Origin of the sequence: Pseudomonas sp. FSL L8-0168, assembly GCF_037976155.1 — a bacterium.
Lineage (GTDB): Bacteria > Pseudomonadota > Gammaproteobacteria > Pseudomonadales > Pseudomonadaceae > Aquipseudomonas > Aquipseudomonas paracarnis.
This window is the reverse complement of the sequence record NZ_CP150262.1, coordinates 3,339,725-3,365,178: the sequence shown is the minus strand read 5'-3', so window position 1 is coordinate 3,365,178 and position 25,454 is coordinate 3,339,725. Positions and strand designations below refer to the sequence as shown.

At 60.5% G+C, this 25,454-nt stretch carries 24 protein-coding genes; 10 read left to right on the top strand and 14 right to left on the bottom strand.

The genetic code is table 11. The annotated features are described in order from the left end of the window. Positions 1 to 27: 27 nt before the first annotated feature. The 4 genes from MHH62_RS15320 to puuE all read right to left on the bottom strand — a co-directional run bounded on the left by MHH62_RS15320 (position 28) and on the right by puuE (position 3,142). Entirely contained in the window at positions 28 to 531 is a 504-nt protein-coding gene (locus MHH62_RS15320; RefSeq protein WP_014719295.1) for an ureidoglycolate lyase, read from the bottom strand. A gap of 135 nt (positions 532 to 666) precedes the next feature. Next, positions 667 to 1,662, bottom strand: coding sequence for an allantoicase (alc, locus tag MHH62_RS15315; RefSeq protein WP_014719294.1), 996 nt, complete (start codon positions 1,660 to 1,662; stop codon positions 667 to 669). A 41-nt stretch (positions 1,663 to 1,703) separates the two neighbouring features. Continuing rightward, on the bottom strand, positions 1,704 to 2,219 hold the full coding sequence (uraD, locus tag MHH62_RS15310) for a 2-oxo-4-hydroxy-4-carboxy-5-ureidoimidazoline decarboxylase (RefSeq protein ID WP_014719293.1): 516 nt from the start codon (positions 2,217 to 2,219) through the stop codon (positions 1,704 to 1,706). Continuing rightward, positions 2,216 to 3,142, bottom strand: coding sequence for an allantoinase PuuE (puuE, locus tag MHH62_RS15305; protein WP_014719292.1), 927 nt, complete (start codon positions 3,140 to 3,142; stop codon positions 2,216 to 2,218). The genes uraD and puuE overlap by 4 nt, the downstream gene beginning before the upstream one ends. A 441-nt stretch (positions 3,143 to 3,583) precedes the next feature. Here puuE and uraH point away from each other — a divergent pair, with 441 nt between their 5' ends. Next, positions 3,584 to 3,937 (top strand): hydroxyisourate hydrolase, encoded by a 354-nt coding sequence (gene uraH / locus MHH62_RS15300; RefSeq protein ID WP_014719291.1) that lies wholly within the window; start codon positions 3,584 to 3,586, stop codon positions 3,935 to 3,937. 148 nt (positions 3,938 to 4,085) lie between these two features. Further along, on the top strand, positions 4,086 to 9,371 hold the full coding sequence (locus MHH62_RS15295) for a DUF6543 domain-containing protein (protein WP_339231262.1): 5,286 nt from the start codon (positions 4,086 to 4,088) through the stop codon (positions 9,369 to 9,371). On the opposite strand, the gene MHH62_RS15290 is transcribed toward MHH62_RS15295, so the two are convergent. After that, positions 9,355 to 9,993 carry a LysE family translocator gene (locus MHH62_RS15290; RefSeq protein WP_014719289.1) on the bottom strand — a complete coding sequence of 213 codons (639 nt, stop codon included), beginning with the start codon at positions 9,991 to 9,993 and terminating at the stop codon, positions 9,355 to 9,357. The two genes, MHH62_RS15295 and MHH62_RS15290, sit on opposite strands and share 17 nt — an antisense overlap. Positions 9,994 to 10,059: 66 nt before the next feature. After that, the gene (locus MHH62_RS15285; protein ID WP_014719288.1) at positions 10,060 to 11,406 is read right to left on the bottom strand and encodes an NCS2 family permease; all 1,347 of its coding nucleotides are present in this window, start codon (positions 11,404 to 11,406) and stop codon (positions 10,060 to 10,062) included. 290 nt (positions 11,407 to 11,696) lie between these two features. Between MHH62_RS15285 and MHH62_RS15280 the strand changes: the two genes are divergently transcribed. Next, the gene (locus MHH62_RS15280; RefSeq protein WP_014719287.1) at positions 11,697 to 12,299 is read left to right on the top strand and encodes a glutathione S-transferase family protein; all 603 of its coding nucleotides are present in this window, start codon (positions 11,697 to 11,699) and stop codon (positions 12,297 to 12,299) included. Between the two features lie 102 nt (positions 12,300 to 12,401). Here MHH62_RS15280 and MHH62_RS15275 read toward each other — a convergent pair whose 3' ends face one another. After that, positions 12,402 to 13,298 (bottom strand): LysR family transcriptional regulator, encoded by an 897-nt coding sequence (locus tag MHH62_RS15275; protein ID WP_014719286.1) that lies wholly within the window; start codon positions 13,296 to 13,298, stop codon positions 12,402 to 12,404. 125 nt (positions 13,299 to 13,423) lie between these two features. Between MHH62_RS15275 and MHH62_RS15270 the strand changes: the two genes are divergently transcribed. Genes MHH62_RS15270 through MHH62_RS15260 form a run of 3 tightly spaced genes read left to right on the top strand, consistent with a single transcriptional unit; the run spans position 13,424 to position 16,360 of the window. Further along, positions 13,424 to 14,716: a citrate:proton symporter gene (locus MHH62_RS15270; protein ID WP_003192804.1), complete on the top strand. Its 1,293-nt coding sequence runs from the start codon at positions 13,424 to 13,426 to the stop codon at positions 14,714 to 14,716. 1 nt (position 14,717) lies between these two features. Beyond that, entirely contained in the window at positions 14,718 to 16,043 is a 1,326-nt protein-coding gene (locus tag MHH62_RS15265) for an acyclic terpene utilization AtuA family protein (protein ID WP_019818582.1), read from the top strand. Beyond that, on the top strand, positions 16,040 to 16,360 hold the full coding sequence (locus MHH62_RS15260; protein ID WP_020302240.1) for a hypothetical protein: 321 nt from the start codon (positions 16,040 to 16,042) through the stop codon (positions 16,358 to 16,360). Before MHH62_RS15265 ends, MHH62_RS15260 begins: the two co-directional genes overlap by 4 nt. Positions 16,361 to 16,480: 120 nt before the next feature. On the opposite strand, the gene MHH62_RS15255 is transcribed toward MHH62_RS15260, so the two are convergent. The 5 genes from MHH62_RS15255 to MHH62_RS15235 all read right to left on the bottom strand — a co-directional run bounded on the left by MHH62_RS15255 (position 16,481) and on the right by MHH62_RS15235 (position 19,258). Then, the gene (locus tag MHH62_RS15255) at positions 16,481 to 16,852 is read right to left on the bottom strand and encodes a glutathione S-transferase N-terminal domain-containing protein (protein ID WP_020302241.1); all 372 of its coding nucleotides are present in this window, start codon (positions 16,850 to 16,852) and stop codon (positions 16,481 to 16,483) included. A 101-nt stretch (positions 16,853 to 16,953) separates the two neighbouring features. Beyond that, a complete protein-coding gene (gene folE, locus MHH62_RS15250) occupies positions 16,954 to 17,499 on the bottom strand; it encodes a GTP cyclohydrolase I FolE (RefSeq protein ID WP_014719282.1) in 546 nt (181 codons plus the stop codon). Between the two features lie 78 nt (positions 17,500 to 17,577). Next, the gene (locus tag MHH62_RS15245; RefSeq protein ID WP_003192796.1) at positions 17,578 to 18,135 is read right to left on the bottom strand and encodes a Smr/MutS family protein; all 558 of its coding nucleotides are present in this window, start codon (positions 18,133 to 18,135) and stop codon (positions 17,578 to 17,580) included. A 75-nt stretch (positions 18,136 to 18,210) separates the two neighbouring features. Then, positions 18,211 to 18,531, bottom strand: a complete 321-nt coding sequence (locus MHH62_RS15240; RefSeq protein ID WP_014719281.1) for a hypothetical protein — start codon at positions 18,529 to 18,531, stop codon at positions 18,211 to 18,213. Positions 18,532 to 18,667: 136 nt separating this feature from the next. Next, the gene (locus MHH62_RS15235) at positions 18,668 to 19,258 is read right to left on the bottom strand and encodes a cysteine hydrolase family protein (protein WP_014719280.1); all 591 of its coding nucleotides are present in this window, start codon (positions 19,256 to 19,258) and stop codon (positions 18,668 to 18,670) included. Between the two features lie 240 nt (positions 19,259 to 19,498). Between MHH62_RS15235 and prmB the strand changes: the two genes are divergently transcribed. Further along, a complete protein-coding gene (gene prmB, locus MHH62_RS15230) occupies positions 19,499 to 20,407 on the top strand; it encodes a 50S ribosomal protein L3 N(5)-glutamine methyltransferase (protein WP_014719279.1) in 909 nt (302 codons plus the stop codon). Positions 20,408 to 20,535: 128 nt separating this feature from the next. On the opposite strand, the gene MHH62_RS15225 is transcribed toward prmB, so the two are convergent. Together MHH62_RS15225 and MHH62_RS15220 are read right to left on the bottom strand one after the other, a co-directional pair. Beyond that, positions 20,536 to 21,339 carry a hypothetical protein gene (locus tag MHH62_RS15225; RefSeq protein ID WP_019818578.1) on the bottom strand — a complete coding sequence of 268 codons (804 nt, stop codon included), beginning with the start codon at positions 21,337 to 21,339 and terminating at the stop codon, positions 20,536 to 20,538. Between the two features lie 99 nt (positions 21,340 to 21,438). Then, a complete protein-coding gene (locus MHH62_RS15220) occupies positions 21,439 to 22,401 on the bottom strand; it encodes an alpha/beta fold hydrolase (protein WP_019818577.1) in 963 nt (320 codons plus the stop codon). Between the two features lie 143 nt (positions 22,402 to 22,544). Here MHH62_RS15220 and aroC point away from each other — a divergent pair, with 143 nt between their 5' ends. From aroC to MHH62_RS15205, 3 genes are all read left to right on the top strand, one after another. Next, positions 22,545 to 23,636, top strand: coding sequence for a chorismate synthase (aroC, locus tag MHH62_RS15215; protein ID WP_014719276.1), 1,092 nt, complete (start codon positions 22,545 to 22,547; stop codon positions 23,634 to 23,636). A 76-nt stretch (positions 23,637 to 23,712) separates the two neighbouring features. After that, positions 23,713 to 24,876, top strand: coding sequence for an MFS transporter (locus MHH62_RS15210; RefSeq protein WP_103451994.1), 1,164 nt, complete (start codon positions 23,713 to 23,715; stop codon positions 24,874 to 24,876). After that, positions 24,873 to 25,403 (top strand): acireductone dioxygenase, encoded by a 531-nt coding sequence (locus MHH62_RS15205; protein WP_032903740.1) that lies wholly within the window; start codon positions 24,873 to 24,875, stop codon positions 25,401 to 25,403. Before MHH62_RS15210 ends, MHH62_RS15205 begins: the two co-directional genes overlap by 4 nt. The last annotated feature ends 51 nt before the right edge of the window (positions 25,404 to 25,454 follow it).

Sequence of the window (25,454 nt, the reverse complement as noted above, 5' to 3'; positions counted from 1 at the left end):
CTTGTTGTCGGGTGATCAGACCTTCTCTTATTGGTGGGGGGCGAGGATCAAACGCTCATCCTCTTTGAAAAAATGCTCATCGCAGTTATTGCCTGTGCCACTGCGATCAACCACCAGGAAGTCATCCCGCTTTTCGATCGTCAGCACCGGGTGGTGCCAGACGCCGCGATGGTAATTAATGCCCTGCCTGCCGTTGGTGACGAAGGCGCGGACCAAGCCCGATACAGGTTCATCGCCAAGTGGCGCGACCACGATCAGAAAGGGGTTGCCGAGCAGCGGAATGAAAGCCTGGCTGCCCAGCGGGTGTCTCTCCAGCATGCACACGGTCAGCGGCATGTCCTGCGCGTCGGCGCGGAAAATGCTGATGATGGCGTGGTCTTCCGGCTTCGCGGTGTCGACCGTGGCCAGTTTGTGAAAGCGCATGGTCGACCCGTTGTTGATCATGAAGTGATCGCTGCCATCGGTTTCGATAACGTCTCCGAAAGGGGCGAAGGCTTCTTTGGTCAGGGGTTCGATCATCAGTGTGCGCATGGCTGTCTTCTTATCTTGTCTATAGATCGTTCCCACGCTCTGCGTGGGAACGCTGCCCTGGACGCTCTGCGTCCGCTGTGTGACGCGGAGCGTCACGGGATGCGTCCCCACGCAGAGCGTGGGGACGATCGGGTGTTATTTCGAGACTTTGCCCAGGACACGCAGGCGACTCACACCACCATCCGGGAACACATTCAGGCGGATGTGGGTAATCGGCCCCAGCGCCTTGATCTGCTCGGCGAAGGTGTGTTCGGCGTGCATTTCCAGCTTCTGCGCCGGCAGCAGTTCGCGCCAGAACAGCGACTGGGTTTCGATCTGGCTGTCGGTGCCGCCTTTCACGAAAGCGCCCTGGATCGAGCAGGTATCCGGGTAGTTGCCCTTGAAGTGCAGGGTGTCGACCACGATTTTCTCGATCTCGCCCGGGTGGCCCAAGGCGACGATCACCCAGTCATTGCCCGGTGTACGACGACGCGCGGTTTCCCAGCCATCGCCCATGTTGATGCCACGGCCCGGGTTGAGGATGTTGCTCATGCGGCCGAAGTGTTCATCGGAGCAGGCCAGGGCACGGCCGCCATTGAGCGCGGCAGCCAGGTCGACCTGTTCGTTGTCGCCCACCGAAGACCAGTCACGGAACGGCACGCCGTACACACGCAGACGGGCCACGCCGCCATCCGGGTAGATGTTGAAGCGCAGGTGGCTGAACGCCTGGTCGTTGTTGATCTCGTGGTAGTGGTGGCTGTTGCCTTGCAGCTCGACGGCTGACAGCACTTCCACCCACTGAGTGTTGGCATCCGGCTCGCCCGAGGCCAGGAAGCAGGCTTCCAGGGAGGCCGACGGCGGGAAGTTGCCGGTGAAGAATGAAGTGTCGATGTCCACGCCTTTGATCGAACCCGGCACGCCCAGGCGGATCACTGCACTGTCGTAGCCTTCGAAGCGCTTGCGGCGTGACTCCCAGCCGTCCATCCACTTGCCGTTGTCATCGAAAACGCCCTCCTTCCACACGGCCGGGGTCGGCTGGAACAGGCGGTTGGCGTCAGCGAACCAGTCATCGGTCACCGAGATGATCTTGGTGCCCAGGCGGGCGTCGGCCAGGTTGACGAACTTTTCGAAAGGTACGGCGTAAGCTTTCATTCTTCTTGTCTGCCTTAGATAGAGTGGCTGGGGATGGACTGCTAGAGGGTCAGTAAACGGAACAACGCGATCTTGTTGATCTCGTCCAGCGCGCACTTGAACTCGGTGTCTGCCGAATTGTGGATGCGCGTTTCGAACGCGGCGAGGATCTGATGCCGGTTGCTGCCTTTTACCGCCATGATGAAGGGAAACTTGAACTTGGCTTTGTAGGCCTCATTCAGCTCGGTGAAGCGAGAAAACTCTTCGGCCGTGCATTGGTGAATACCCGCGCCCGCTTGTTCATCGGTGCTGGCTTGGGTCAGTTGGCCCTGGACGGCAGCTTTTCCGGCCAGGTCCGGGTGAGCATTGATCAGCGCCAGTTGCGAGGCGTGATCAGCACTCAACAGGATATCGCTCATGCGCTGGTGCAGGGTTTCGATCTGGTCGATCGACGCGTCCTGGCCCAGGTCGAAGGCCTTTTCGGCCACCCATGGCGAGTGTTCGTAGATATCGGCAAAGGCCTGGACGAAGGCGTCGCGGCTCAAGGTCGAGGGTTTCAGGGTCTGGAACGCAGTCATTTCGCCGCTCCCGGGAAAGGGTGGGTTTGGTGCCAGTGACGGGCGATGTCCACGCGGCGGGTGAACCACACCTGGTCATGGCCTTTGACGTATTCAATGAAGCGCTTGAGCGAGGCCAGGCGTGCCGGGCGGCCGATCAGGCGGCAATGCAGGCCGATGGACAGCATCTTTGGCGCTTCGGCACCTTCGGCATACAGCACGTCGAAGGCGTCCTTGAGGTATTCGAAAAAGTCGTCGCCCTTGTTGAAGCCCTGCACCTGGGTGAAGCGCATGTCGTTGGTGTCCAGGGTATAGGGGATCACCAGGTGCGGCTTGCCGTTGGGGGTGTTGGGTTCCCAGTAGGGCAGGTCGTCGTCGTAGGTGTCGCAGTCGTACAGAAAGCCACCTTCCTCCATCACTAGGCGACGGGTGTTGGGGCCGGTGCGGCCGGTGTACCAGCCCAGTGGGCGTTCACCGGTGAGTTCGGTGAGGATGCGGATGGCTTCGAGCATGTGCTCGCGCTCCTGAGCCTCGTCCATGTACTGGTAGTCGATCCAGCGGTAGCCGTGGCTGCAAATCTCGTGGCCGGCGGCGACCATGGCGCGGATCACGTCCGGATGCCGCTGGGCGGCCATGGCCACGGCGAAGATGGTCAGCGGGATGTCGAACTCTTTGAACAACTTGAGGATGCGCCACACACCGGCACGGCTGCCGTACTCATACAGCGACTCCATGCTCATGTTGCGCTCGCCTTGCAGCGGTTGGGCCGAGACCATTTCCGAAAGGAAGGCTTCGGACTCTTTGTCGCCATGCAGGATATTGCGCTCGCCGCCTTCTTCGTAGTTGAGTACGAACGACAGCGCAATGCGTGCCTTGCCCGGCCAGTGGGGGTGAGGAGGGTTACTGCCGTAACCGATCAGGTCGCGTGGGTAGTCAGCGCTCACTGCAGTCTTCCTTCTTGTTCGTGGTAGCAGGTGTGTGTGGCGTCCGGGCAGTGGAATGACTGAGTGGCGTCACAGCGATGAGTGATTGTATACAACTTATCGCGAACTTTGTAAGCCTGCATTTCTGCATTTTTTCTGAACGGGCTCTCTACGGGTCTCTGCAAGAAACTTGCCTGAATGGTCAGGTTAAGATCAAAAAGCCCACTGTAGGAGCGAGCTTGCTCGCGAATAACCTGAGGGCGCCACTTTTCATCCTGGGAGCCCGCGTTATCGTTGGCGTTTTTCGCGAGCAATCTCGCTCCTACAGGGGATTGGAAGGCTGTGGAATTTATTGTGTACAATTTTCATAAAAAGTGTCTTAATCGGTCATCGCCGGCTTTTTCAACGCTCTGAAAAGGTGCGGGTTTCTCAATCACTGACTTCCGGAGGCGCATAGAAGCCATGGGACGTTTGACCACACACGTTTTGGACGCTGCACACGGCTGCCCTGGCAGCGCAATCAAGGTTGAGCTCTACCGTGTCGAAGGCACGCAGCTTGAGCTCGTCGCTACCGCCACTACCAACGGAGACGGTCGTTGCGACGCGCCGCTGCTGCAAGGCGACGACTACCGCAGCGGCGTGTACCAACTGCAGTTCAGCGCCGGTGATTACTACCGTGCCCGCGGTGTGCAATTGCCTGAACCTGCCTTCCTCGACGTGGTGGTGTTGCGCTTTGGTATCAGTGCCGAGCAAGACCACTACCACGTGCCTCTGCTGATTTCGCCTTACAGCTACTCCACTTATCGCGGTAGCTGAGTCGTCACCTCGCTTCACACCCCCAAATGCTCTTCGTTGGTTTCGCCCGCGCACACTGCGGGCTTTTTTTCGCTCAACTATCTAGCCCCTCTTGCTCATTGATGGGCCCTAGGCTGGTTTTTCCTCAGTGCATAGAGAAGAAAACACCATGACCTTGCCCCCTGATCAGCTCGGCGTTACAGCGCCCTCCAGTGACCCTGACGACACCCTTGAGGAGGACGCGCCGCCCTTTTTCGTCGATGCCGATTTACAGGCCCTACGCACTCCGTTGCGAGAACGGATCAACGCCTATCCCCATCCCAGCCGCCTGATCAATCAGATCGGGCTGGCCGACGCGAGATGCCGCGAGTCGACACGGGCGCTCACACGCCTGATAGGGCGCTCACCCAGGATCTTGAGGGTGATCCGCGCCCAGTTGCAGAAGGCGTTCGAGATTGACCCGGACAGTCTGCTCTTCACCGAACCCATGCCTCCGCGTTTACCGCAGAAAGTCGACACCTTGACTGATCGTGCGTTGTTGCTGCTGTTCCGCCCTTCGGTGCCTTTCAATATCAATCAATACACCCTCCTCAGCGTCAAGGGCGCGCCTGACCGTCGGTTGCCCTATACACCGCTGGAAGCGCTGCGGCGGGTTATCGCGTTGGGGCTGTTTGAGCGGTTGGGTCGCGCAGCCAATCAATATTGGGACGCGCTGGAGTACGGCTCCTGGCTCACACGCCGGGAGCGTTGGATCGAGCTGCACCAGGCGCTTTTTGCTGACCGGGCCTTTATTGCCAGGCAACTGAACGAGCTATCACGGGCTGGATTGGCCATGGTTCAGGCCGTGATCGATGCACCAACCGCTGAAGCACGCCTGCGTGCGGGCGGACAGTGGGCCGATGTGCGAGTAGGCCCGTTGATGTGGCCGGGTAACCCTGCGGTGGCTATTGCGGGCGCGTTGCATTTCTATCGTGAGGGCGATCCCGATGATGTGCCTCATGTTGTCTATTTACCGGGTGTGGCTCGCAATTTTTACGAGTACCCGTCTTTCGTCGCCCTGGCGTGCGGCGTGCAGGCGCTGGGCAGGACTCGTCTACACGAGCTCTGGCAATGTTTGCCATTAAGTCGTCGCTCTGTGTTGCTTCCACCTGCAACGTTCTCCTCGGTATCCACTGTCTCTCGAGGCGTGGAGCTTATGGAGGATGCGCTGGCGTCAAGCGCGCAGGCGTTGTTGGAAGGGCAATGGGCCAATGAATTGGCGTGTACGGTAAAAAGCAACCACGCCCATGTGTTTGCCGCCGGAACGTCACAGCCTCTGGAGTCAGCAGTTGTTCTCGCACGAGTGGAGCGTAACCGGCAGCAGTTGATTGGCGGGGCCCGACTTGGCCCGCTTCGAGAGCAGTTGCTCAAATGGGACCAGCAACGACGACACGCCGAAATAATCTTTGGCAGCACTGCGCCAGGCTTGGCCGAATACACCGTAGAACACCGGATCAAACGCTACGAAAAAGGGCTGGTTGCGTTGCTCGATCCCGATGATTTGAGTAACGATACGCCCGCATACCAGGCATTTGTATCGCTGGTATCCCAGCTCAACGCCCATGCCCAAACGATGGACAGGTGGGTGCAGGATGCCCAGCAACGGCTGTTCGAGGTGGCATTTTGGGCTGAGCGCCCTGGTGGAAAGGGTACGCTCAGGCGCGGCACGTTGTTTCTTGACGCCCAGACTGAGGCGCTACGCTGTGAGGTGCAATTGCAGCATCGACTCAAGTTGATAAGCACCGCGCATCGGGACCTGATCATCGAAGTGCTCGATCAGCCTTTGCCGTCAAAACGTCCAGACAGTCAAACCCGAGTGCTGTCAATTGCGATTGGCAATGACCCTGATGCCTTCTATCCGCTCCATAACATGTGGGTGGTGACTACGGCGGCGGCGGTACGGGTGCCGCGGCGCCAGCATGCGGTAGTCCTGTGCGGTTTCGGAGCGGAAGGTGGGGTGCAGGGGTTTTCCGGACTGGACGCCCTGACCCGAAGTATCAAAGCCAGCCTTGATAGTTGGGATCGCAGCGCGCTGTGGGACTATGTCGAGCACGACAAGCGTAACGACTTGCGCTCACACGCGGCGCGTGGAACGCTGGCTGTGCGCTACGTACCGATTAATGGCAAGCCCGCCCTGGCTGCGATCAAGACATTGCTTGGGTGTTATCAGCGCCTGCACAACAGTACAGAAGACATCACGCGCATATTCAACGGCGTGAAAGATGCGCAAATAAGTCGCGCCTTGCTGCTGGCAGAACTGCAAGAGCAGCTCAAGGCACCTGTCAGTGACGCCCAGAGCCGCGCCCAGGCCAATGTCGAGTTGTTGCGCAAAACCGCACTGCAAGCGAAGAAACTGCCAGCTTGGCTGGAGCACGCATCCCGTTACCAGCGTAAGAAGTTCAGGCGATCGCAGCGCTTTTACCTGAGCAGTACTTTTGCATTCAAGACAAGGCTTGAAGACCAGTTGCCCGGTCTGGAAACCTTCGCTCGCCGTGCCCTGATCGATCGCTTGCGGTTGGACGGCATACCTGCGCAGTTTGATATCGACCAGCCCTTCATTGATATGCCCGATGATGTTCAAGGCAGTTATTGTGGATGGACAAGCGGTTGTGCCATTGGCGACCGCGCCATAAAACTTACCCCGACCCTGAAGCGCACCACCTACAGCCTGTTACAACTGGCGCAGCATAACCTGGACCCACTGGCGCCCTGGACGCAGTGGCGACTCAATCGCGCCCGCTATTTGCAACCTGAATGGAAAAATCAACTGAATGCCGCTTACTTGATCCGTACGATTTCCTCGCTGGATGTCGGCGGTCAGTACGACGCGTTGATCAACCAGGTTTTTTACCCGCCTGGCGATACCCTCCACACGCTCAGCAAAGGGCGCATTCCCGAGTTACTGAACCGGACGTTGCTTGCCGGCACTGAGCAACATCTGTTGTTGGCCACGCAACAAGGCTTGACGGCAACCGCGCAAAGTATCTTCACCACGGCGATGGCCGCACGAACGCCGCAAGACTTGTTGAAAAACCAACATGAGCTGCAACTGCATGTGCTTCATTTAGTGGGCCACACGATGCAGCATGACCGCTATATCGCGGGCTTGGTGATCGTGCGAGACCTGCGGTCGGTGCATTGCGTGATCTATTGGCCGAATGCTTCGCCCGCGTTGGTTCTCACCGAGTACTGCAGTTTGCAACAAGCCCAGGATGCATTGAACCGCCTTGGCGCACGGCCTGAAAACACCCAGATGCTGGCGAGGCAGATCGCACCCGGCTGGGCATTTCAGGCAATTACCCATCACCCGGTCAGGGTCGATAGGCTCGGTGCTGCCGTCAGTTACCTGGACGCTATACCTGCGTTTGCCATGGTCAAAGGGATATGGCAAGCGGTTGAGTTTGTTCGCTCCTTCGGTATCAAGCACTTGGAGCCGACGGTGCTGCCGGATGAGGTTGAGCAGGTAATCCTTGAGCAGATTGCCAGTGAACCTGAGGCTTGGCTGGCAATTGTCCCCACGTCCCACAGTGATGCCCAGGCATTGCTTTACGACGCCCCGGTGCTGGAGTTGAAACGTCAGACCCAGGCAGCCAGCCATTCCGGCAAAGCGCTGGATGAGTATCGCACCCGTCGGCTGGGCGAGCAGGGCGAGACACGCAGGCGCCGGTTGATCGCTTTTTTCTCTCCGTTATTCGGGATGTTCAATGATGCCTACGAGTTGCTGCTTGTGGCGCGGCGCTTTCATCGCTATGGGGACCCTCATGATGCCGTTGACGTGGGTTTTATGAGTGCGTTTATGGCGGCTGACCTGCTGACAAACTTTATACCGGGGCCCAAGGGGCGCGGCAGTGCTGTGGCCAAGGTGACGCGTCCTGCGCCGAGGGCTTTACTGGCACGCATACACCGCATGCGCATGGCCGTGCGCGGTAGCCTTGCGCGCGTGAAGGTGCCCGTTGTAACTCAGCTCAAGGTGTTCGACCGGTTCAAAATCAAGGCGATTGCTGACGACGCCGTGGCGCTGAAAGGCCCGGGCAAAAAGGGAATCCATGTCAAAAAGGGTGAGCTGTTTCTGACAGACGATACGCACCATTACCCGATTTACCAGCGCGAAAACGAACAGGTATTTCGACTCAAAAATACCCGGCAGCCGGGCGAAGACGAGTTGATCTTGCACATCGATCAGCCCGGTGAACGCTTGTTGGGCTCGGGCGACCCTCAACCGGGGCCCAGCTCGGGGGTGCTCAACCCCTGGCGCGTAGAAGTAGAGGCGCTACGGGATTGGTTCCCACCGACTGTGCGTTCTGCTACACAAAGCACCATTGTCCAGTCCTCAACGGTCGCCACCCACTGGTTCGATTGGCGTATCCGAGCCCAGGCCATTGAGCTGTCGGACTCATCGATACCTGGCGTTTTACGTGTGCAATCGACTCCTCAAGGAGCCTTCTACAATGCCATCTATATCGGCGCGAGGTATGACACACCGAGCGCTGGATCGGGAATCGGATATTACAGGCTACTGGACACGGGGGATCAGGCGCCATTGACCGACATTGCGTTTATTACCAGGGATACGCAGCAGGTTTCATTGGCTCGCACTGATATTGAGCGCTGGACAAGTACGGCAATCAACGATCAGCCCATTCCGGTATCACGCACTTCGGCGGGCGAGTGGCAGCTGCATGCGCCGCTGTTCGACAGGCCACTGGAGCGCTATGTGGGCAGTGCTTTTCCCACCCTCACAAATACAAGCCAAGCGCTGGCAGTCGCCAGGCTGATTGAGTTATCGGGGCCGCCACAACTGGCAACGGCCAGTCATTTACTGAATATTCGCGCCACGCTCGACAAGTGGTTGCTTGCTGTAAATGGCCGTGTTGGCCAGACGGATGATTTGCTACAGATGTTGCGGCCCAATGAGCGGCGCAAAGAAATGGTGTACATCGGGTACGATGGCAAGGCGCCAGGCTTCACGCGTGTTGACTTCACGCCGCCTCACCCGTTGGATCCGCGCCTTCAATTTGGTGTCACACCGGTCAGGACGCAGCGGCTCGAGGCAGAGCGCTCTGCCGTCAGAGCCGTGCTGGAACAGCAGGGCTTCGCCGTCCAGGATTTGTCTTTGCGGCGGCAGGGGACAACCGCTGGAGAATTCAGCCACGAATCAGTTGTGACGCATCGCCATTCGAACAAAATTTACTATGTCGCCTATCAATGGCTTGAGACGGGGCGAATGACATTGAGAACCAAGCTGACGGACAAGTGGATTCGGTTCGCAATTAAATTACACCCCGACTCTCTTCTATTGAAAGCGGTCGACAGCGCGCTGCAAGAACAGCGCTTGGTGCGAATCGTGGCGGGTATCCAATGGGCGACGAAGGGCAATCTGAACCCCAGCGTCTACTTCGTCAAATTGGCCCCCTAGCGTTGACGAGTGCCGCTGCTGCGGCGCCACCAAACAGTGCGGCACTGATCCGATTGAACCAGCTCTGGCCCGAGCCGCTGCGCAAATAGCGCGCAGCGCCATGGGCGCCCAAGCCGTAAGCCAACTTGCACAGCAGATCAAGCAGCGTCCAGGTGACGATCATGACCAGCAACTGCGGCAGGAACGGTTGCTGGCTGCTGAGAAATTGTGGCAGGAAGGCAGCGAAAAACAGGATGTCCTTGGGGTTGCTGGCGCCCAGTACAAAAGCCCGGCCAAACAATGCACGAAAGCGTGGTACTGGCGCAGCGTGCGGAACTTCAGCGCCTGCATTGGGCAGACGCGATTGCTGCCAGCTCTGCCACGCCAGGTAGAACAGGTAGAGTGCGCCGACAATTTTGAGCGCGCTGAACAGTTGTTCGGACGCCAGTAACAGCGCGCCCAGGCCCAGGGCCGAGGCGCTCAACAGGCAGATCGAGGCAAACACACCACCGAGAAACGCCGGGTACGAGCGGCGCAGGCCATAGTTAAGGCTGTTGCTGATCATCAGCAATGAGAGCGGGCCGGGGATCAGGATCACCACCAGCGCAGCGCCGCTGAACAACAGCCAGGTTTCCAAGGTCATTTACATTCCTCCCTTTCATGCAAAAGCCTCACCCGAAGGTGAGGCGGTTTTTCAGCCCTTCCCGAACTACAGAAAGATGAACTTGGCGATAAAGATCGCGCACAGCACCCAAAGGCTGATGGAAATCTCGCGGTACTTGCCGGTGCCGGCTTTCAACGCCACGTAAGTGATAAAACCCAGGGCGATTCCGTCGGCGACCGAAAACGTCAACGGCATCATGATCGCGGTGACGATTGCAGGAATGCTGTCGGTGGCTTCATCCCAGTTGATATGGGCCATGCTCGCCATCATCAGCATCGCAACGTAAATCAACGCGCCCGCGGTGGCGTAGGCGGGAATCATGCCGGCCAGCGGCGCAAAAAACATCGCCGCCACGAACAATATGCCCACGGTCACCGCGGTCAAACCCGTACGGCCGCCAGCAGCCACACCGGCGGCACTTTCTACATAGCTGGTCACCGGCGGTACACCGACCATGGCGCCGAACACGCTGGACGCACTGTCAGCCTTCAAGGCGCGAGACAGGTTGTCGATCTTGCCATCGGCATTCACAAGTCCTGCGCGTTGCGCAACGCCCATCAGTGTACCGGCAGTGTCGAACATGTGTACAAAAAGAAAGGCAAATACCACGCTGATCATGCTCACATTGAACACACCCATCACGTCCATGGCCATCCAGGTCGGTGCCAGGCTCGGTGGAGTGGCGAGAATGCCGTTGTAGTGCACCAGGCCCAGGCCCCAGCCGGCCAGGGTCACGGCGATGATGCTGATGAGAATTGCGCCGAATACGCGGTGATAACTGAGGATAGCAATCAGCAGGAAGCACACCGCCGCCAGCAACGGCGCGGGCTCATGCAGGGAGCCGAGCTTGATCAGCGTAGCCGGGCTGTCGACAATGATGCCGGCGGTTTTCAGGCCGATCACCCCCAGGAACAAACCCACGCCGGCGCCCATGGCATGGCGCAGGCTAACCGGAATACTGTTGAGCAGCCATTCGCGGATGCGCGACAGCGTCAGGATCATGAACAGCACGCCGGAAATAAACACCGCGCCGAGGGCGGTTTCCCAGGTGTAACCCATGGTGCCGACCACGGTGTAGGTGAAAAACGCGTTCAAGCCCATGCCCGGTGCCAGGCCCACTGGCCAGTTGGCGTACAGGCCCATCAGCAGGCAACCCAGCGCCGCGGCGATGCAGGTGGCGACGAAAGCCGCGCCGTGATCGATACCGGCATCGGCCATGATGTTGGGGTTGACGAAGATGATGTAGGCCATGGTGATAAAGGTGGTGAGGCCGGCGATCAGCTCGGTCTTCACTGTGGTGCCATGCAAGCGCAGTTTGAACAGGCGTTCCAGCCAACCGCCTCGGGGCGCGGCCAGGTCCAACGTAGGGGCTTCGGTTTTGCGGCTATCCACAGCGAGTACTCCTCAATCGTTTTATTGTTATGTCCAGCGCCGGTCACATGAGTGGGCGACAGCGCTTTGAGGTACCGGCGGGTTTGTTGACCAAAAGGTCAGGAACTCGCACGAAGCGAATTATGCTTTTGTATACAAATAAAGCAAATAATGTTTTCGATTATCTCGGCGAAAAGGGATGAAAGGCCCAGGCCAAGGGATTTATTCTGCGCAACGCCTTGAAACAAGCCTTCGATACCCGCACCTTGTGGGCGCAAGCATTCGGTCAGCGCGGCGAAAAGGGGAGCCCCATGTACAAGGTTTATGGCGATTACAAGTCGGGCAATTGCTACAAGGTCAAATTGATGCTCAATCTGTTGGGCATTCCGTATGAATGGATCGATATCGATATCCTCAAGGGCGATACCCAGACCCCTGAGTTCCTGGCCAAGAACCCCAATGGCAAGGTCCCGGTATTGGAGCTTGAAGACGGCACCTGCCTGTGGGAGTCCAATGCGATTCTCAACTTCCTCGCCGATGGCAGTGAATTCCTGCCGACCGAACCGCGCCTGCGTACCCAGGTATTGCAGTGGCAGTTTTTCGAGCAGTACAGCCATGAGCCTTACATTGCGGTGGCGCGGTTTATTCAGTTCTACCTGAACATGCCCGAGGATCGGCTGGAAGAATACAAGACCACCCACAAAGGCGGTTACAAGGCCTTGAGAGTGATGGAGCGTCAGCTTCAAGCCACGCCTTATTTAGTGGGCGAGCAGTTTTCCATTGCCGATATTGCGTTGTATGCCTACACCCATGTGGCCCATGAAGGCGGCTTTGACCTGGCGCCGTATCCGGCGGTGCAGGCGTGGTTGCAGCGCGTGGCCAGTCATCCCAAGTACGTGGCGATGCTCGACTGACTCCCTCGGTCCAATGTGGGAGCTGGCTTGCCTGCGAGAGCGTCACCCTGGCGCCCCGGCTAAACCGAGGTGTCTGCATCGCATGCAAGCCAGCTCCCACATTTAGCGCGGCGGCGTGTCAGGCAGTGCTTTGTTGAGCAGTTCAAAGCAGCGCTGCGCCGCCGGGCTCAAGCCCATCCCGCTACGGCTGATCAACCCGATCTCTCGATTCACCCCGGGATGATCGATGCTGATCCGCTTCAAACCTTCCAGGCTATCCGCCGCTGACTCCGGCAACACACTGATGCCCAGGCCCTGGCGCACCAAGGCCAATACGGTCGACATGTAGTTGGCCTCCATGCCGGCGTTCAGCGTCAGCCGTGTCTCATCGAACAGCGTGTCCACTTGCTCGCGCACACTGCTGTCGCGGCCGGTCAGGATGATCGGCTGGTCCGCCAATTGTTCCAGAGTCAGTTGGCGATGGCGGGCGAGCGCATGGCCCGATGGCACAAATGCGCACAGCCGATCATTGAGCACCGGCACGAAGTCCAGCCCGTGGCTCAGGCGGGCGCGCACGCCGATGCCGAAATCCACTTCGCCGTTGCGAACCTTTGCATGAATGCGCTGGGCCACCAGGTCATGCAGGCGCACTTCGATGCCGGCGAAGCGTTGGCGAAACAGGCGCAAGGCCGGGGGCAGAGCGCCTGCGCAGACTGAGGGCAGGGCGGCAATGGTCACCACGCCGCGGCGCAAGGCGGCGAGGTCGCGGGAGCCGGTGACGATGTTGTCCAGGTCCAGCAGCAGTTTTTCCATGGGCCCGCGCGCCTCCTGGCCCGCAGCGGTAATGCTCACGTGGCGCGGGCTGCGGTCGAGCAGGGCGACGCCGAGCCAGTCTTCCAGTTGTTGCACCTGCACGGTGAGGGCCGACGGCGACAGATGCAGTTCGTTGGCCGCCTTGGTGAAGCTGCCTGTGCGGGCAACCGCAAGGAAAGCTTGAATGTGCTGGATGCTGTTTTTCATGCGCGTCGCTTCATTTTGTTTTTCCGAACGCTGGTGGCTGAATATTGCAATTTACAAAGCCTAGCGCGATTCCAATACTCCAGGGAAAACAATAACCGGCCAACCAGGCCGCCCTGGAGTAACCCATGCTCGCAACCCTGGGTGTCATCACCATCCTGTGCCTGCTCGCTGCCGTCATGAGCAAGCGCCTCTCGCCGCTGGTGGCCTTGATCGCCTTGCCGATCATTGCCGCGCTGATCGGTGGATTTGGCCTGCAAACCAGCGCCTTCATCATTACCGGTATCAAGAACGTCGCCCCTGTGGTGGGCATGTTTGTGTTCGCGATCCTGTTTTTCGGGATCATGACCGACGCGGGCATGCTCGATCCCATCATTGATCGCATCCTGCGCACGGTCGGGACGCGTCCTACACGAATTGTGGTGGGTACTGCGACCCTGGCGTTGCTGGTACACCTGGACGGCTCTGGCGCTGTGACTTTCTTGGTGACGGTGCCGGCGATGCTGCCGCTGTATACGCGCCTCGGCATTGATAAACGCATCCTCGCCTGCGTATGTGCGATGGCCGCCGGGGTCAACTTCCTGCCCTGGACCGGCCCGGTGCTGCGTTCGTCGGCGGCCTTGCATGTGCCGGTGGCCGACCTGTTCCAACCATTGATCCCGGTTCAGATCGTCGGGCTGATCTTTGTCTTCGCCTGCGCCTGGTGGCTGGGCCATCGCGAAGAAAAGCGCCTCGGCCTGGGCGCCGGTTCCAGCGTGGAGGCGGTGCCGCAACGAGTGCTCAGCGATGACGACATCACGCTGCGTCGTCCACGGTTGTTCTGGGTCAACCTGATGCTGACCGTGCTGGTGATGGTGGTGATGATCGCCGGCTGGGTGGACCCGGTGGTAATGTTCATGCTCGGCACCGTGGTTGCGTTGTGCATCAACTATCCCAACGTGGACGCCCAGCGTGCGCGCATCGACGCCCATGCGAAAACCGCCCTGACCATGGCCAGTATCCTGCTCGCCGCCGGGGTATTTACCGGCATCATGCAAGGCACCGGCATGCTCAAGGCCATCGCCGAAGTGGCGGTGGCGCAGATCCCGGCGGGCCACGGCAAGTTGATCCCGGCCGTCGTGGGCTTCTTGTCCATGCCCCTGAGCATGTTGTTTGACCCCGATTCCTACTATTTCGGCGTGATGCCGGTGATCGCCGAAGTCGGCAAGGCCCTGGGCGTCGACCCGCTTCAGGTGGCCCAGGCTTCGCTGCTGGGCGTGCACACCACCGGCTTCCCGGTCAGCCCGCTGACGCCTGCGACCTTCCTGCTGGTGGGCCTGTGCAAGATCGAGTTGGCCGATCACCAGCGCTTCACCATTCCTTTCCTGTTTGCCGCCTCGGTGTTGATGACCCTGACGGCGTTGCTCCTGGGAGTGATTTGAGATGAACACCTTGCGCATCGGCTCCGGCGCCGGCTACTCCGGCGACCGTATAGAACCTGCGGTGGAACTGGCCGAACACGGCGACCTGGATTACCTGGTCTTCGAATGCCTGGCCGAACGCACCATCGCCCTGGCGCAACAGGCGCGCATCAGCGACCCGCAGGGCGGTTATGACCCGCTGCTGGCTGAGCGCATGCGCCGTGTCTTGCCCTTTGTGGCGCAGCGGGCGGGGCGTCGACGCCTGCGGGTGATCACCAACATGGGGGCGGCAAACCCGTTGGCGGCGGCCGGGGAAGTGCGGCGCATTGCCGGCGAGCTGGGCCTGGGCCTCAAGGTTGTGGCGGTGGTCGGGGATGACGTGCTGCATACCTTGTCTGCCGAGCAGTTGCTGGATAATGGCCAGACCGTAGGCGCATTGGGCGAGCGGCTGATTTCCGCGAATGCCTACTTGGGTGTGGAGGGCATTCTTAACGCGTTGCACGCCGACGCCGATGTGGTGATCACCGGGCGCGTGGCCGACCCTTCGCTGTTCCTGGCGCCGCAGATGTTCGAGTTCGGCTGGGCCTTCGATGATTGGCCGCGACTGGGCCGGGGCACGTTGGTGGGGCATTTGCTCGAGTGCGCGGGGCAGGTCAGTGGCGGTTATTTCGTCGATCCAGGCTTCAAGGATGTGGAGGATCTGGCGCGCCTGGGCTTTCCCCTGGCCGAGGTCGACGCCGACGGCAATGCAGTGATCACCAAGGTGGCAGGCTCCGGTGGGCGGGTCAGCCGCGCGACCTGCGCCGAACAACTGATTTATGAAGTTCACGACCCGGCAGCCTACTTGACCCCGGATGTGACGGCCGACTTTTCCCAGGTCGGGTTTGTCGAGGAGGGCGTGGACCGGGTGCGTGCCCAAGGAGCCAGCGGGCGTGCCCGGCCTGAACAGCTGAAGGTCAGCGTCGGTTATCTGGACGGTTGGATTGGTGAAGGGCAGATGTCTTACGGCGGTCCCGGTGCTGTCGCACGGGCTGAGTTGGCGCGGGAAGTGGTGCTCAAACGTCTGGCGTTGATCGGCGTCAACATGCAGGACCTGCGCGCCGAGTTGATCGGCATGGACTCATTGCACGGCCTGCGCAGCAGCGTCGAGCCTTGGGAAGTGCGCCTGCGGGTCGCTGCCCGGTGTGACGAGCGCAGCGACGCCGTGCGGATCGGCAATGAAGTGGAGACCCTCTACACCAACGGCCCGGCCGGCGGCGGTGGGGCGAGCAAGAGCGTGCGTCAGGTGGTGGCGGTGGCGTCGTTGCTGTTGCCCCGTGAATCGGTCAAACCGAGGATTGAAGAATGAAACTGCACAGGCTGGCCCATTCCCGCACCGGGGATAAGGGCGACACGTCGAACATCTCGATCATTGCCTATCGCGCCGAGGATTATCCGTTGCTGTGTGAACAGCTGACGGCTGAGCGCGTGGCCGAGTTCTTTGCCGATTTACGCGATCCCGATGCGGCACCGGTTCAGCGTCATGAGTTGCCGAACGTGCAGGCGCTGAACTTCGTCCTGCCGGGAATCCTGCGCGGCGGCGTAACCCGCTCGCTGGCCCTGGACGCCCACGGCAAGTGCCTGGGTTCGGCATTGCTGGATCTCGACCTGACAATACCGACTTAATAGCACCGCAGCGCAAATGTGGGAGCTGGCTTGCCTGCGATGCGGGCACCGCGGTGCAGCAGATGTACGGCGGTGATGCAATCGCAGGCAAGCCAGCTCCCACATTGACCGCCGTGGGCTTCAGATCGCAGCGAAGCGCTTGTCCAGGTAGTCAATGATGACCTTGGAGTCATACATCCAGGTGGTCTGGCCGTTCTCTTCGATGCGCAGGCACGGCACTTTGATCTTGCCGCCTTGCTCCAGCAGGGTCTGGCGGTCCTGCTCGTTGTTCTTCGCGTCCTTGAGCGCCACCGGCACATTCAGGCGGTGCAGGGTGCGACGGGTCTTCACGCAGAACGGGCAGGCGTGGAACTGATACAGGGTCAGGTCCTTGGCTGCAGCATTGACCTTGGCCTGTTGCTCCGCCGGGCGTTGTTTTTTACGTGGGCGGGTAAGAAAGTCGCCCGCGATGATGACGTGGCCGAGGCCCACTCGAAGTGCTTTGACGAACATGGCTGAAACCTCTTGCCCATGACTGAGGGGGCGCAGCTTACCTGATTTCTGCAGGCGAAAAAAAACCGGCGATGAACGCCGGTTTTTTCCTGCCTGGCCGGTTACTTGATCAGGCTGAGAAATTCGCTGCGGGTGGCCGCGTTCTCGCGGAACTCACCCAGCATCACCGAGGTGATCATCGACGAATTCTGTTTCTCGACACCGCGCATCATCATGCACATGTGCTTGGCCTCGATCACCACGGCCACGCCTAGGGCGCCTGTGACTTCCAACACGGCGTCGGCGATCTGGCGGCTGAGGTTTTCCTGGATCTGCAGGCGGCGCGCATACATGTCGACAATACGCGCGACCTTCGACAGGCCCAGCACTTTGCCGCTCGGGATATAGGCCACGTGGGCCTTGCCGATAAACGGCAGCAGGTGATGCTCGCACAACGAGTACAGCTCGATGTCCTTGACCAGCACCATTTCGCTGTTGTCAGAGCTGAACAAGGCACCGTTGGTGACTTCTTCGAGTGTCTGTTCATAACCGCGGCAGAGGTACTGCATTGCCTTGGCGGCACGCTTTGGCGTGTCGAGCAGGCCCTCGCGGGACACGTCCTCGCCGAGTTGGCCGAGGATCGCGGTGTAATTCTGTTCCAGGGACATGAAACTACCTGTGGGATTTTCGCAAAGCGCAAGGTTACGGTGGCGGACACATCGCTGCAAGCCTGACGATGGCACTTGTTACTCGTCGCGCCCTTCCATCATGGTGCGCTTGAGCATCACATACACCGCGCCGGCGCCGCCGTGACGAGCCTGGCAGGAGGTAAAGCCGAGCACCTGGGCATGCTGGCGCAGCCAGGTATTGACGTGGCTTTTGATCATCGGCCGCTTGCCGTCCAACCGCACCGCCTTGCCGTGGGTGACGCGCACGCAGCGGATTTCGAATTTGGTCGCTTCGGCCAGGAAGGCCCAGAGGGTTTCCCGGGCTTTTTCCACGGTCATGCCGTGCAGGTCGAGGCTGCCTTCGAACGGGATCTGGCCAGCCTTGAGCTTGCGCATCTGGCTTTCCTGCACGCCGTCGCGGGCCCACATCAGTTCATCTTCGGGGCCGACGTCGATCACGAACTGGTCAGACAGGCCATCCACGGTGGTGGCATCGGTGCGCACGGTCGCGGCCTGGCGCAGCTTGGCGATCTGCGCCCGGTCAGTCTTGGGTTTGCCGGTGTCGGCGCGGTCGTGCTTGATCGGCTTGACGCCGCGCAGCTCGTTTTTGAACAGGGAAAAATCGTCGTCTTGCATGTCAGCCTCCGCGAAGGGCGGGCAGTTTACCTAAATCGCGGCGGCCAGGGCGCAGGAAACGCTATCCAAGCGCCATCAGTCGTGCTTTTTCATCAGGTGAGAGGCGATATTCAACGACAGCGGCTGGCGCATTTTCCGACGGCTGCGACGCCATAGCCACACGCCCAACCACAGCACCAGCAAGCCGATCCCCAGCAGAAGTGCCGAGCCGCCCGGGCTGGCATTCAGTTCGCCCAGGGCGGGCGAATGCCCAAACAGGCCGGCGCCACCAGCGCCCGCCAACAACAAGCCTACTATCGCCAGCAACGCGGCCATGCACGCTACCAGGCGCAGACGCCAATTGCTCGGGCCCTTGGGGCGCAAGCGACGAGCATCAAAACCATCGGATATCTTCATTCCGACCTTTCCTCCAGGGTATCGGCCCTTCGACCGGAAGATACACAGGTTGTTCCGGGGGGAGAGGTAAATGCGCCAAATGAAAGGGCTTTGCGGATGAGCGGAGCAATAAACACGCCGCTCACCGCCAGCAGGATCAGATCAAGTCTTTGGCCAGCGCCAGGGTGGCGAAGTTGTCTGCCATGATGGCCATTTCGGTTTGCTGCACATGCTCGGCGCTCAGGATACCGCCCTTGTAGGGCAGGTCGCGGGTGGCGCAGGCGTCTTCCACCAGGGTGCAGCGAAAGCCCAGGTTCTTGGCCGCGCGCACGGTGGTGCTGACGCTGGAGTGGCTCATGAAACCGCAGACGATCAGGTCGAGGGAGCCGAGGTCTTGCAGGTGCTTTTCCAGGCCGGTGCCATGGAAGGCGCTGGGCAGCAGTTTGCCGATGATGGTTTCGTCACCCTCAGGCTCAAGGCCCGGAATGAATTCGCCGCGCTCGCCCTGGGGGTCAAACAGGCCGCCCACGGTACCCAGGTGGCGCACATGCACAATCGGGCGCCCGGCACTGCGCGCTGCGGTCACAAGCTGCTTGATGTTCTCTACCGCCGCGTCCATGCCCGAGAGGGCGAGCGGGCCGCTGAGGTATTCTTTCTGGGCGTCGATGATCACCAGGGTCGCATGATTGAGGTTGGCTGCTGCGTAACCGCGACCGCTGAGTTGAAACATCGTCTTTGGAACGGACATTCTGGGGCTCCTGTGAGTGGGGCTTTTGCGACATTGTCCACTGGCTGAGCGCTTCTGTGAATCGCTACTATCGTAAGGTACGCCGTTGCTGGCGTGCAGCCATGTCAAGAGGCAGGCCTGTTTAACACAATGCGGGCAAATTGGATGAAATCCGACGTACGGCGCCAGGTTTTTCGTACATCGTCGGTACAGGTGAAGGCTGTTAGAATCGCCAGTCGTTTTTTCCAGGAGCTTGCCCCCGTGATCACTTCCCGCCTGCGCACCTTGCGCGACCATATCCGTTGGGCTGTCAGCCGTTTCCATGGGGAAGAGCTGTTTTTTGGCCATGGCACCGATAATGCCTGGGACGAAGCCCGACAGTTGGTGCTGGGCGCCTTGCACCTGCCGTGGGAAATCGCCGACAGCTATTTGGATTGCAACCTGGAAGAAGAGGAAATCTCCCACGTGCAGCGCTTGCTGCATCGCCGTATCCATGAGCGAGTGCCGACGGCCTACCTGTTGAACGAAGCCTGGTTTTGCGGCATGTCGTTTATCGTCGATGAGCGCGTATTGATCCCGCGTTCACCCATAGGCGAGCTGATTGAAGACCGCTTCGAACCCTGGCTGGCCCAGCCGCCGGCACGCATCCTCGACCTGTGCACCGGCTCCGGTTGCATCGGCATCGCCTGTGCCTATGAGTTCCCCGAGGCCGAAGTGGTGCTGGGAGACTTGTCCTTCGAAGCCCTGGAAGTGGCGAACCAGAACATCGAGCGCCATGGCGTCGACGAGCGCGTCTACACCGTGCAGGGCGATGGTTTTGACGGGTTACCCGGCCAGCGTTTCGACCTCATCGTGTCGAACCCGCCCTACGTGGATGCCGAAGATTTCGCCGACATGCCCGATGAATACCAGCACGAACCGGAACTGGGCCTGGCCTGCGGTGAAGACGGCCTGAACCTGGTACGCCGGATGCTGGCCGAAGCGGCGGACCACCTGACCGAGAAGGGCTTGCTGATTGTCGAAGTGGGCAACAGCCAGGTGCATGTCGAGGCGCTGTACCCGGAAGTGGACTTCGCCTGGCTGGACTTCAAGCGCGGTGGGCATGGGGTGTTTATGTTGACGGCTGAGCAGTGCCGCCAACACCAGGCCGTTTTCGCTGCCCGGATATAACTGCAGAAACTCGGTCAATGTGGGAGCTGGCTTGCCTGCGATAGCGGTGGGTCAGCTTGCACTTGTGCTACTGATACATCGCTATCGCAGGCAAGCCAGCTCCCCCATTTTGATTGCATTTCAATCTATCAGCGGTGCGTGGCAATCCAGATCAACAACCCCGCCTGGAACACCGTAAACGCCACCAGACAAGTGATGGTAAAGCGCAGCCCGCTGTCCTCACGCTTGAACTTGGTGACTTTCTCCTCTTCCTTGCGCAGCTTCACTTCCTGCTCCGCCAGGTTCTGCTCGGCCTGTTGCAGCATCTGTGCGGCTTCAAGGATCTCCACGAACTGCACTTTCTCGGTGTTCCAGCTGTCCAGCACCTCGCTGACCTTGCCGGGCTGCACATTGCCTTTGAGGTGCTGCACATCGGCGTAGGCCACATCGAAACCCTGGATACGCAGGAAATGATCGCGGCGCAGGCGCGTGGCTTCGTTGAGGGCGTCCTTGTTGGCCAGGTCCACGCCGTCGACGCGGTAGTGGGACCACTTCTTCTTCGCCCAGGCGGCGCCTTGGGCCACCAGGAAGCGCCCGATGCCGCGGTTGGCCGGCTCGATTTCCAGACTGTTGCCGGGCCCGAAGTGCACGCGGTGTTTATCGTGATCGACCCAGATATCCAGGTGGTTCTGTTCGCGCCGTACTCGCTGGCCCGGTAACTGGATGACCATGCGCAACAGGCTGTGGTGTTTATCATGGCGCTCGGCATAGCCGAACTGCACAAAGCGCAACGGCCGTGCGCCGGTCGCGCGGTCGGTGGCCAGCGGGGCCAGGCGCAGCATCTTGAAATGTTCGGCGTGAACGTCGGCCCACGGCAGGGCCGCTGCGGCGCCAGCTTCGGTTGCGGCCGGGGTCTCGGCGGTCGATTCGGGTGTTGTTTCGGTGGTTGTCATGCGGCGCGATCCTGTCCAAGCCCTGCGAGCCGACAGTCTTTTTACTGTCGACTCTGGACTTATCGGCCGTTTTTCCCAGGACTGGAGGCCAATTGCCGCTTAACGGGGTTGAAGTCCTTCGATAAAGCTGACGATACGTTGGCCCAGCTCCGCAGCCAGCGGCAGTTTCGGGTCGTTGTAGGAGGCCAGTTGCTGCTTCACGTTATTGGGCACGATGCGCATCACGTGGTTCATGCCTTCGATCACCGTCAACTGCGCGTCGGGCTTGGCCTGCTTCAGTTGCCGGGCATCACCTACGCCAACCTGGATATCGTTGGTGCCTTGGATAATCAGCGCCGGCATGTCCAAGCGCGCAAAGGCGGCCGACGGATCGGCGCGGAACAGGCTGATCAGATACGGCTGCACGCTGGGTCGGAAAATGCCCTCCAATGGGCGCGGCACGTCGGCGTCCACCTGGCCGGCCTTGAGGTGATCGAGTATTTCATTGCTGCGCAGCAGCAGGGCAGGGGGCAAGTGATCGGCCAGTTGCTGACGGATCACCTGGTCCACCGGGCGGGCGCTGCCAGACAAGGAAATGACCCCGGCCGGTTCAAGTTGCGGCGCGGCGAGGGCGGCGACCAGCGCGCCCTCGCTGTGGCCCAGCACAATCAGCGGGCCCATGCGCTTGTCGGCCTTGAGTAACTTGCCCCAGGCCACGGCGTCGGCCACATACGCCTCCAGGGTCAGGTTGCGCTCATCCGGCGTGGCCGCCAGGCTTGCAGCCACGCCGCGCTTGTCGTAGCGCACGCTGGCGATGTTATGCCGGGCCAGTACCCAGGCCAGGCGCTTGAGGCTGTCGTTGCGCGCGCCGTCGGCGCTGTTGCCGTTGCGGTCGGTGGGGCCGGAGCCGGCGATGATCAGCACCACCGGCACCGGTTTATCCGATTGCGGCAACAGCAGCGAGCCAAAGAGTTGGCCGCTGCCGGTGTCCAGGCTGATCGGGCGTTGCAAGACGACAGGGGAGGCGGCCTGGGCCACGGCGGTGAACAGGGTGAGGGTGAACAGCAGAACTCGCAGCATCATAGCGCCATCATTGGAGAGGTGCCGGTTGGACCAACGTCTACCGGTAAGGTTTCGAGGATGAACTAGTCGGTTAGCCTGCGTATACTGGCCGCCTTAAGTTATTACGGTTGACTTGATTCAACTGATTTCACGGAGCGCCCTGCATGTCCGGCAATACCTTCGGCAAGCTGTTCACTGTCACCACCGCGGGCGAAAGCCATGGCCCGGCGTTGGTCGCCATTGTCGACGGCTGCCCGCCAGGCCTGGAGCTGAGCCTGGACGACCTGCAGCGTGATCTCGACCGCCGCAAGCCCGGCACCAGCCGCCACACCACCCAGCGCCAGGAGCCGGACGAAGTCGAAATCCTTTCCGGGGTGTTCGAGGGCCGCACTACCGGCTGCGCCATTGGCCTGTTGATTCGCAACACCGACCAGAAGTCCAAGGACTACTCGGCGATCAAGGACCTGTTCCGCCCGGCCCATGCCGACTACACCTACCACCACAAATACGGCGAACGCGACTACCGTGGCGGTGGCCGCAGCTCGGCGCGTGAAACCGCCATGCGCGTGGCCGCCGGCGCCATCGCCAAGAAATACCTGGCCACCCAGGGCATCGTCATCCGTGGCTACATGAGCCAGTTGGGGCCGATTGAAATCCCGTTCAAGACCTGGGACAGCGTCGAAGACAACGCCTTCTTCTGCCCCGACCCGGACAAGGTGCCGGAACTGGAAGCCTACATGGACCAGTTGCGCCGCGACCAGGACTCGGTCGGCGCGAAGATCACCGTGGTGGCCGAAGGCGTGAAGCCGGGCCTGGGCGAGCCGATCTTTGATCGCCTCGACGCCGAACTGGCCCATGCGCTGATGAGCATCAACGCGGTGAAAGGTGTGGAAATCGGCGCCGGCTTCGCCTGCGTATCCCAGCGCGGTACCGAGCATCGCGATGAGATGACCCCTGAAGGTTTCCTCAGCAACAACGCGGGCGGCATCCTCGGCGGTATTTCTTCCGGCCAGCCGATCGTGGCGCACCTGGCGCTCAAGGCCACGTCGAGCATTACCACGCCTGGCCGTTCGATCGATGTGCACGGCAACCCGGTGGACGTGATCACCAAAGGCCGCCACGACCCGTGCGTCGGCATCCGCGCCACACCGATTGCCGAAGCCATGATGGCCATCGTGCTGATGGACCACCTGCTGCGCAACCGCGGGCAGAATGCCGATGTGCGCGTGAGTACCCCGGTACTGGGCCAACTGTGATCGCCTGGGGCAATGAGCGCGCTTATTGTGGTGAGCGAGCTTGCTCGCGCTGGGCTGCAAAGCAGCCCTGAATAAAATGAACCCAGCCCTCCCATACTGGCGCCTCTCCAGCTTCTACCTGTTCTATTTCGCCCTGCTGGGGGCGACAGCGCCGTTCCTGGCGCTGTACTTCGATCACCTCGGTTTCTCCAGCGCGCGCATCGGCGAACTGGTGGCGATTCCCATGCTGATGCGCTGCGTGGCCCCCAACCTGTGGGGCTGGATCGGCGACTACACCGGCCGGCGCCTGGCCATTGTGCGATTCGGCGCGGTGTGCACCCTGGCCAGCTTCTGCCTGATTTTTGTCAGCAAGACCTACGCCTGGCTGGCGATGGTCATGGCCATGCACGCTTTCTTCTGGCACGCGGTGCTGCCGCAGTTTGAAGTCATCACCCTGGCCCACCTGCACAAGCAAACCTCGCGCTACAGCCAGATCCGTCTGTGGGGCTCCATTGGTTTTATCCTCACCGTGGTGATCATGGGGCGCCTGTTCGATTGGCTGAGCCTGGATATCTACCCGGTGGCGGTCGTGGTGATCATGGCCGGCATCATCGGCGCCAGCCTTTGGGTACCGAACGCGCAGCCGGCCAGCCACGGCAACCGCCTGGCCGGGGATGGCTTTCTCAAACAATTGCGCAGCCCCGGCGTGCTGGCGTTTTATGCCTGCGTGGCGCTGATGCAAATGAGCCATGGCCCGTATTACACCTTCCTCACCCTGCACCTGGAGCATTTGGGCTACAGCCGCGGCGTAATCGGCCTACTGTGGGCGCTGGGGGTGGTGGCGGAAGTGCTGATGTTCCTGGCCATGAGCCGTATTCTTGCGCGCTTTTCGGTGCGCCGGGTGCTGCTCGCCAGTTTCCTGCTGGCCGCGCTGCGCTGGTGGCTGCTGGGTTCATTTGCCGAAGTTTTCTGGCTGCTGCTGGTGGCGCAGTTGATGCACGCCGCCACGTTCGGCAGCTTTCACGCGGCGGCAATTGCCTTTGTGCAACGCAGCTTCGGTGACCGCCAGCAAGGCCAGGGTCAGGCCCTTTATGCCGCGCTGGCCGGCACCGGCGGCGCGCTCGGCGCCCTCTATTCCGGTTACAGCTGGAACCTGCTGGGGCCCACCTTCACGTTCAGTATCGCCAGCCTCGCGGCCCTGGCCGCCGCCATTATCATTGGCCTTCGATTGCAAGAGCCGAACCAAGGAACCGTGCAATGAGCTATGTAGCCGTCTACTCCATCGCCTCCCCAGACACCCCGAACAAAGTGTTGACCCATGCCGACGACATCCAGTCGACCCTGGCCGAGCACGGCGTGCGTTTTGAGCGCTGGCAGCCCAGCCCGATAGAAAAGGGCGCCACTGATGCTGAAATGATTGCCGCCTACCAGGCTCAGATCGAAGCCCTCGGCTACGCCGCTGTGGAAGTGGTCAGCGTGACCCAAGACCATCCGCAGAAGGACGTGGTACGTGCGCAGTTCCTGGGCGAACGTACCTACAGTGAAGACGAGGTGCGTTTCTTCATCGCAGGCCAGGGGCTGTTTACGCTGCACATAGGCGACTATGTGTACAGCTTGCGCTGTGAGAAGAATGACTTGCTGATCATCCCGGCCGGTGTGCCGCACTGGTTCGACATGGGCGAGAACCCGCACTGTGTGACACTGCGTTTGTTCAACACGGCCCAAGGCGTTGTGCCCTCGTTGACCTGTGATGCGATTGCCACTCGCTTTCCAGGACTGGATGACTAAGCGTAGATAACTGAATGTTCAACCCTGGGAAGTTGGAAGTTGCTGTGGGAA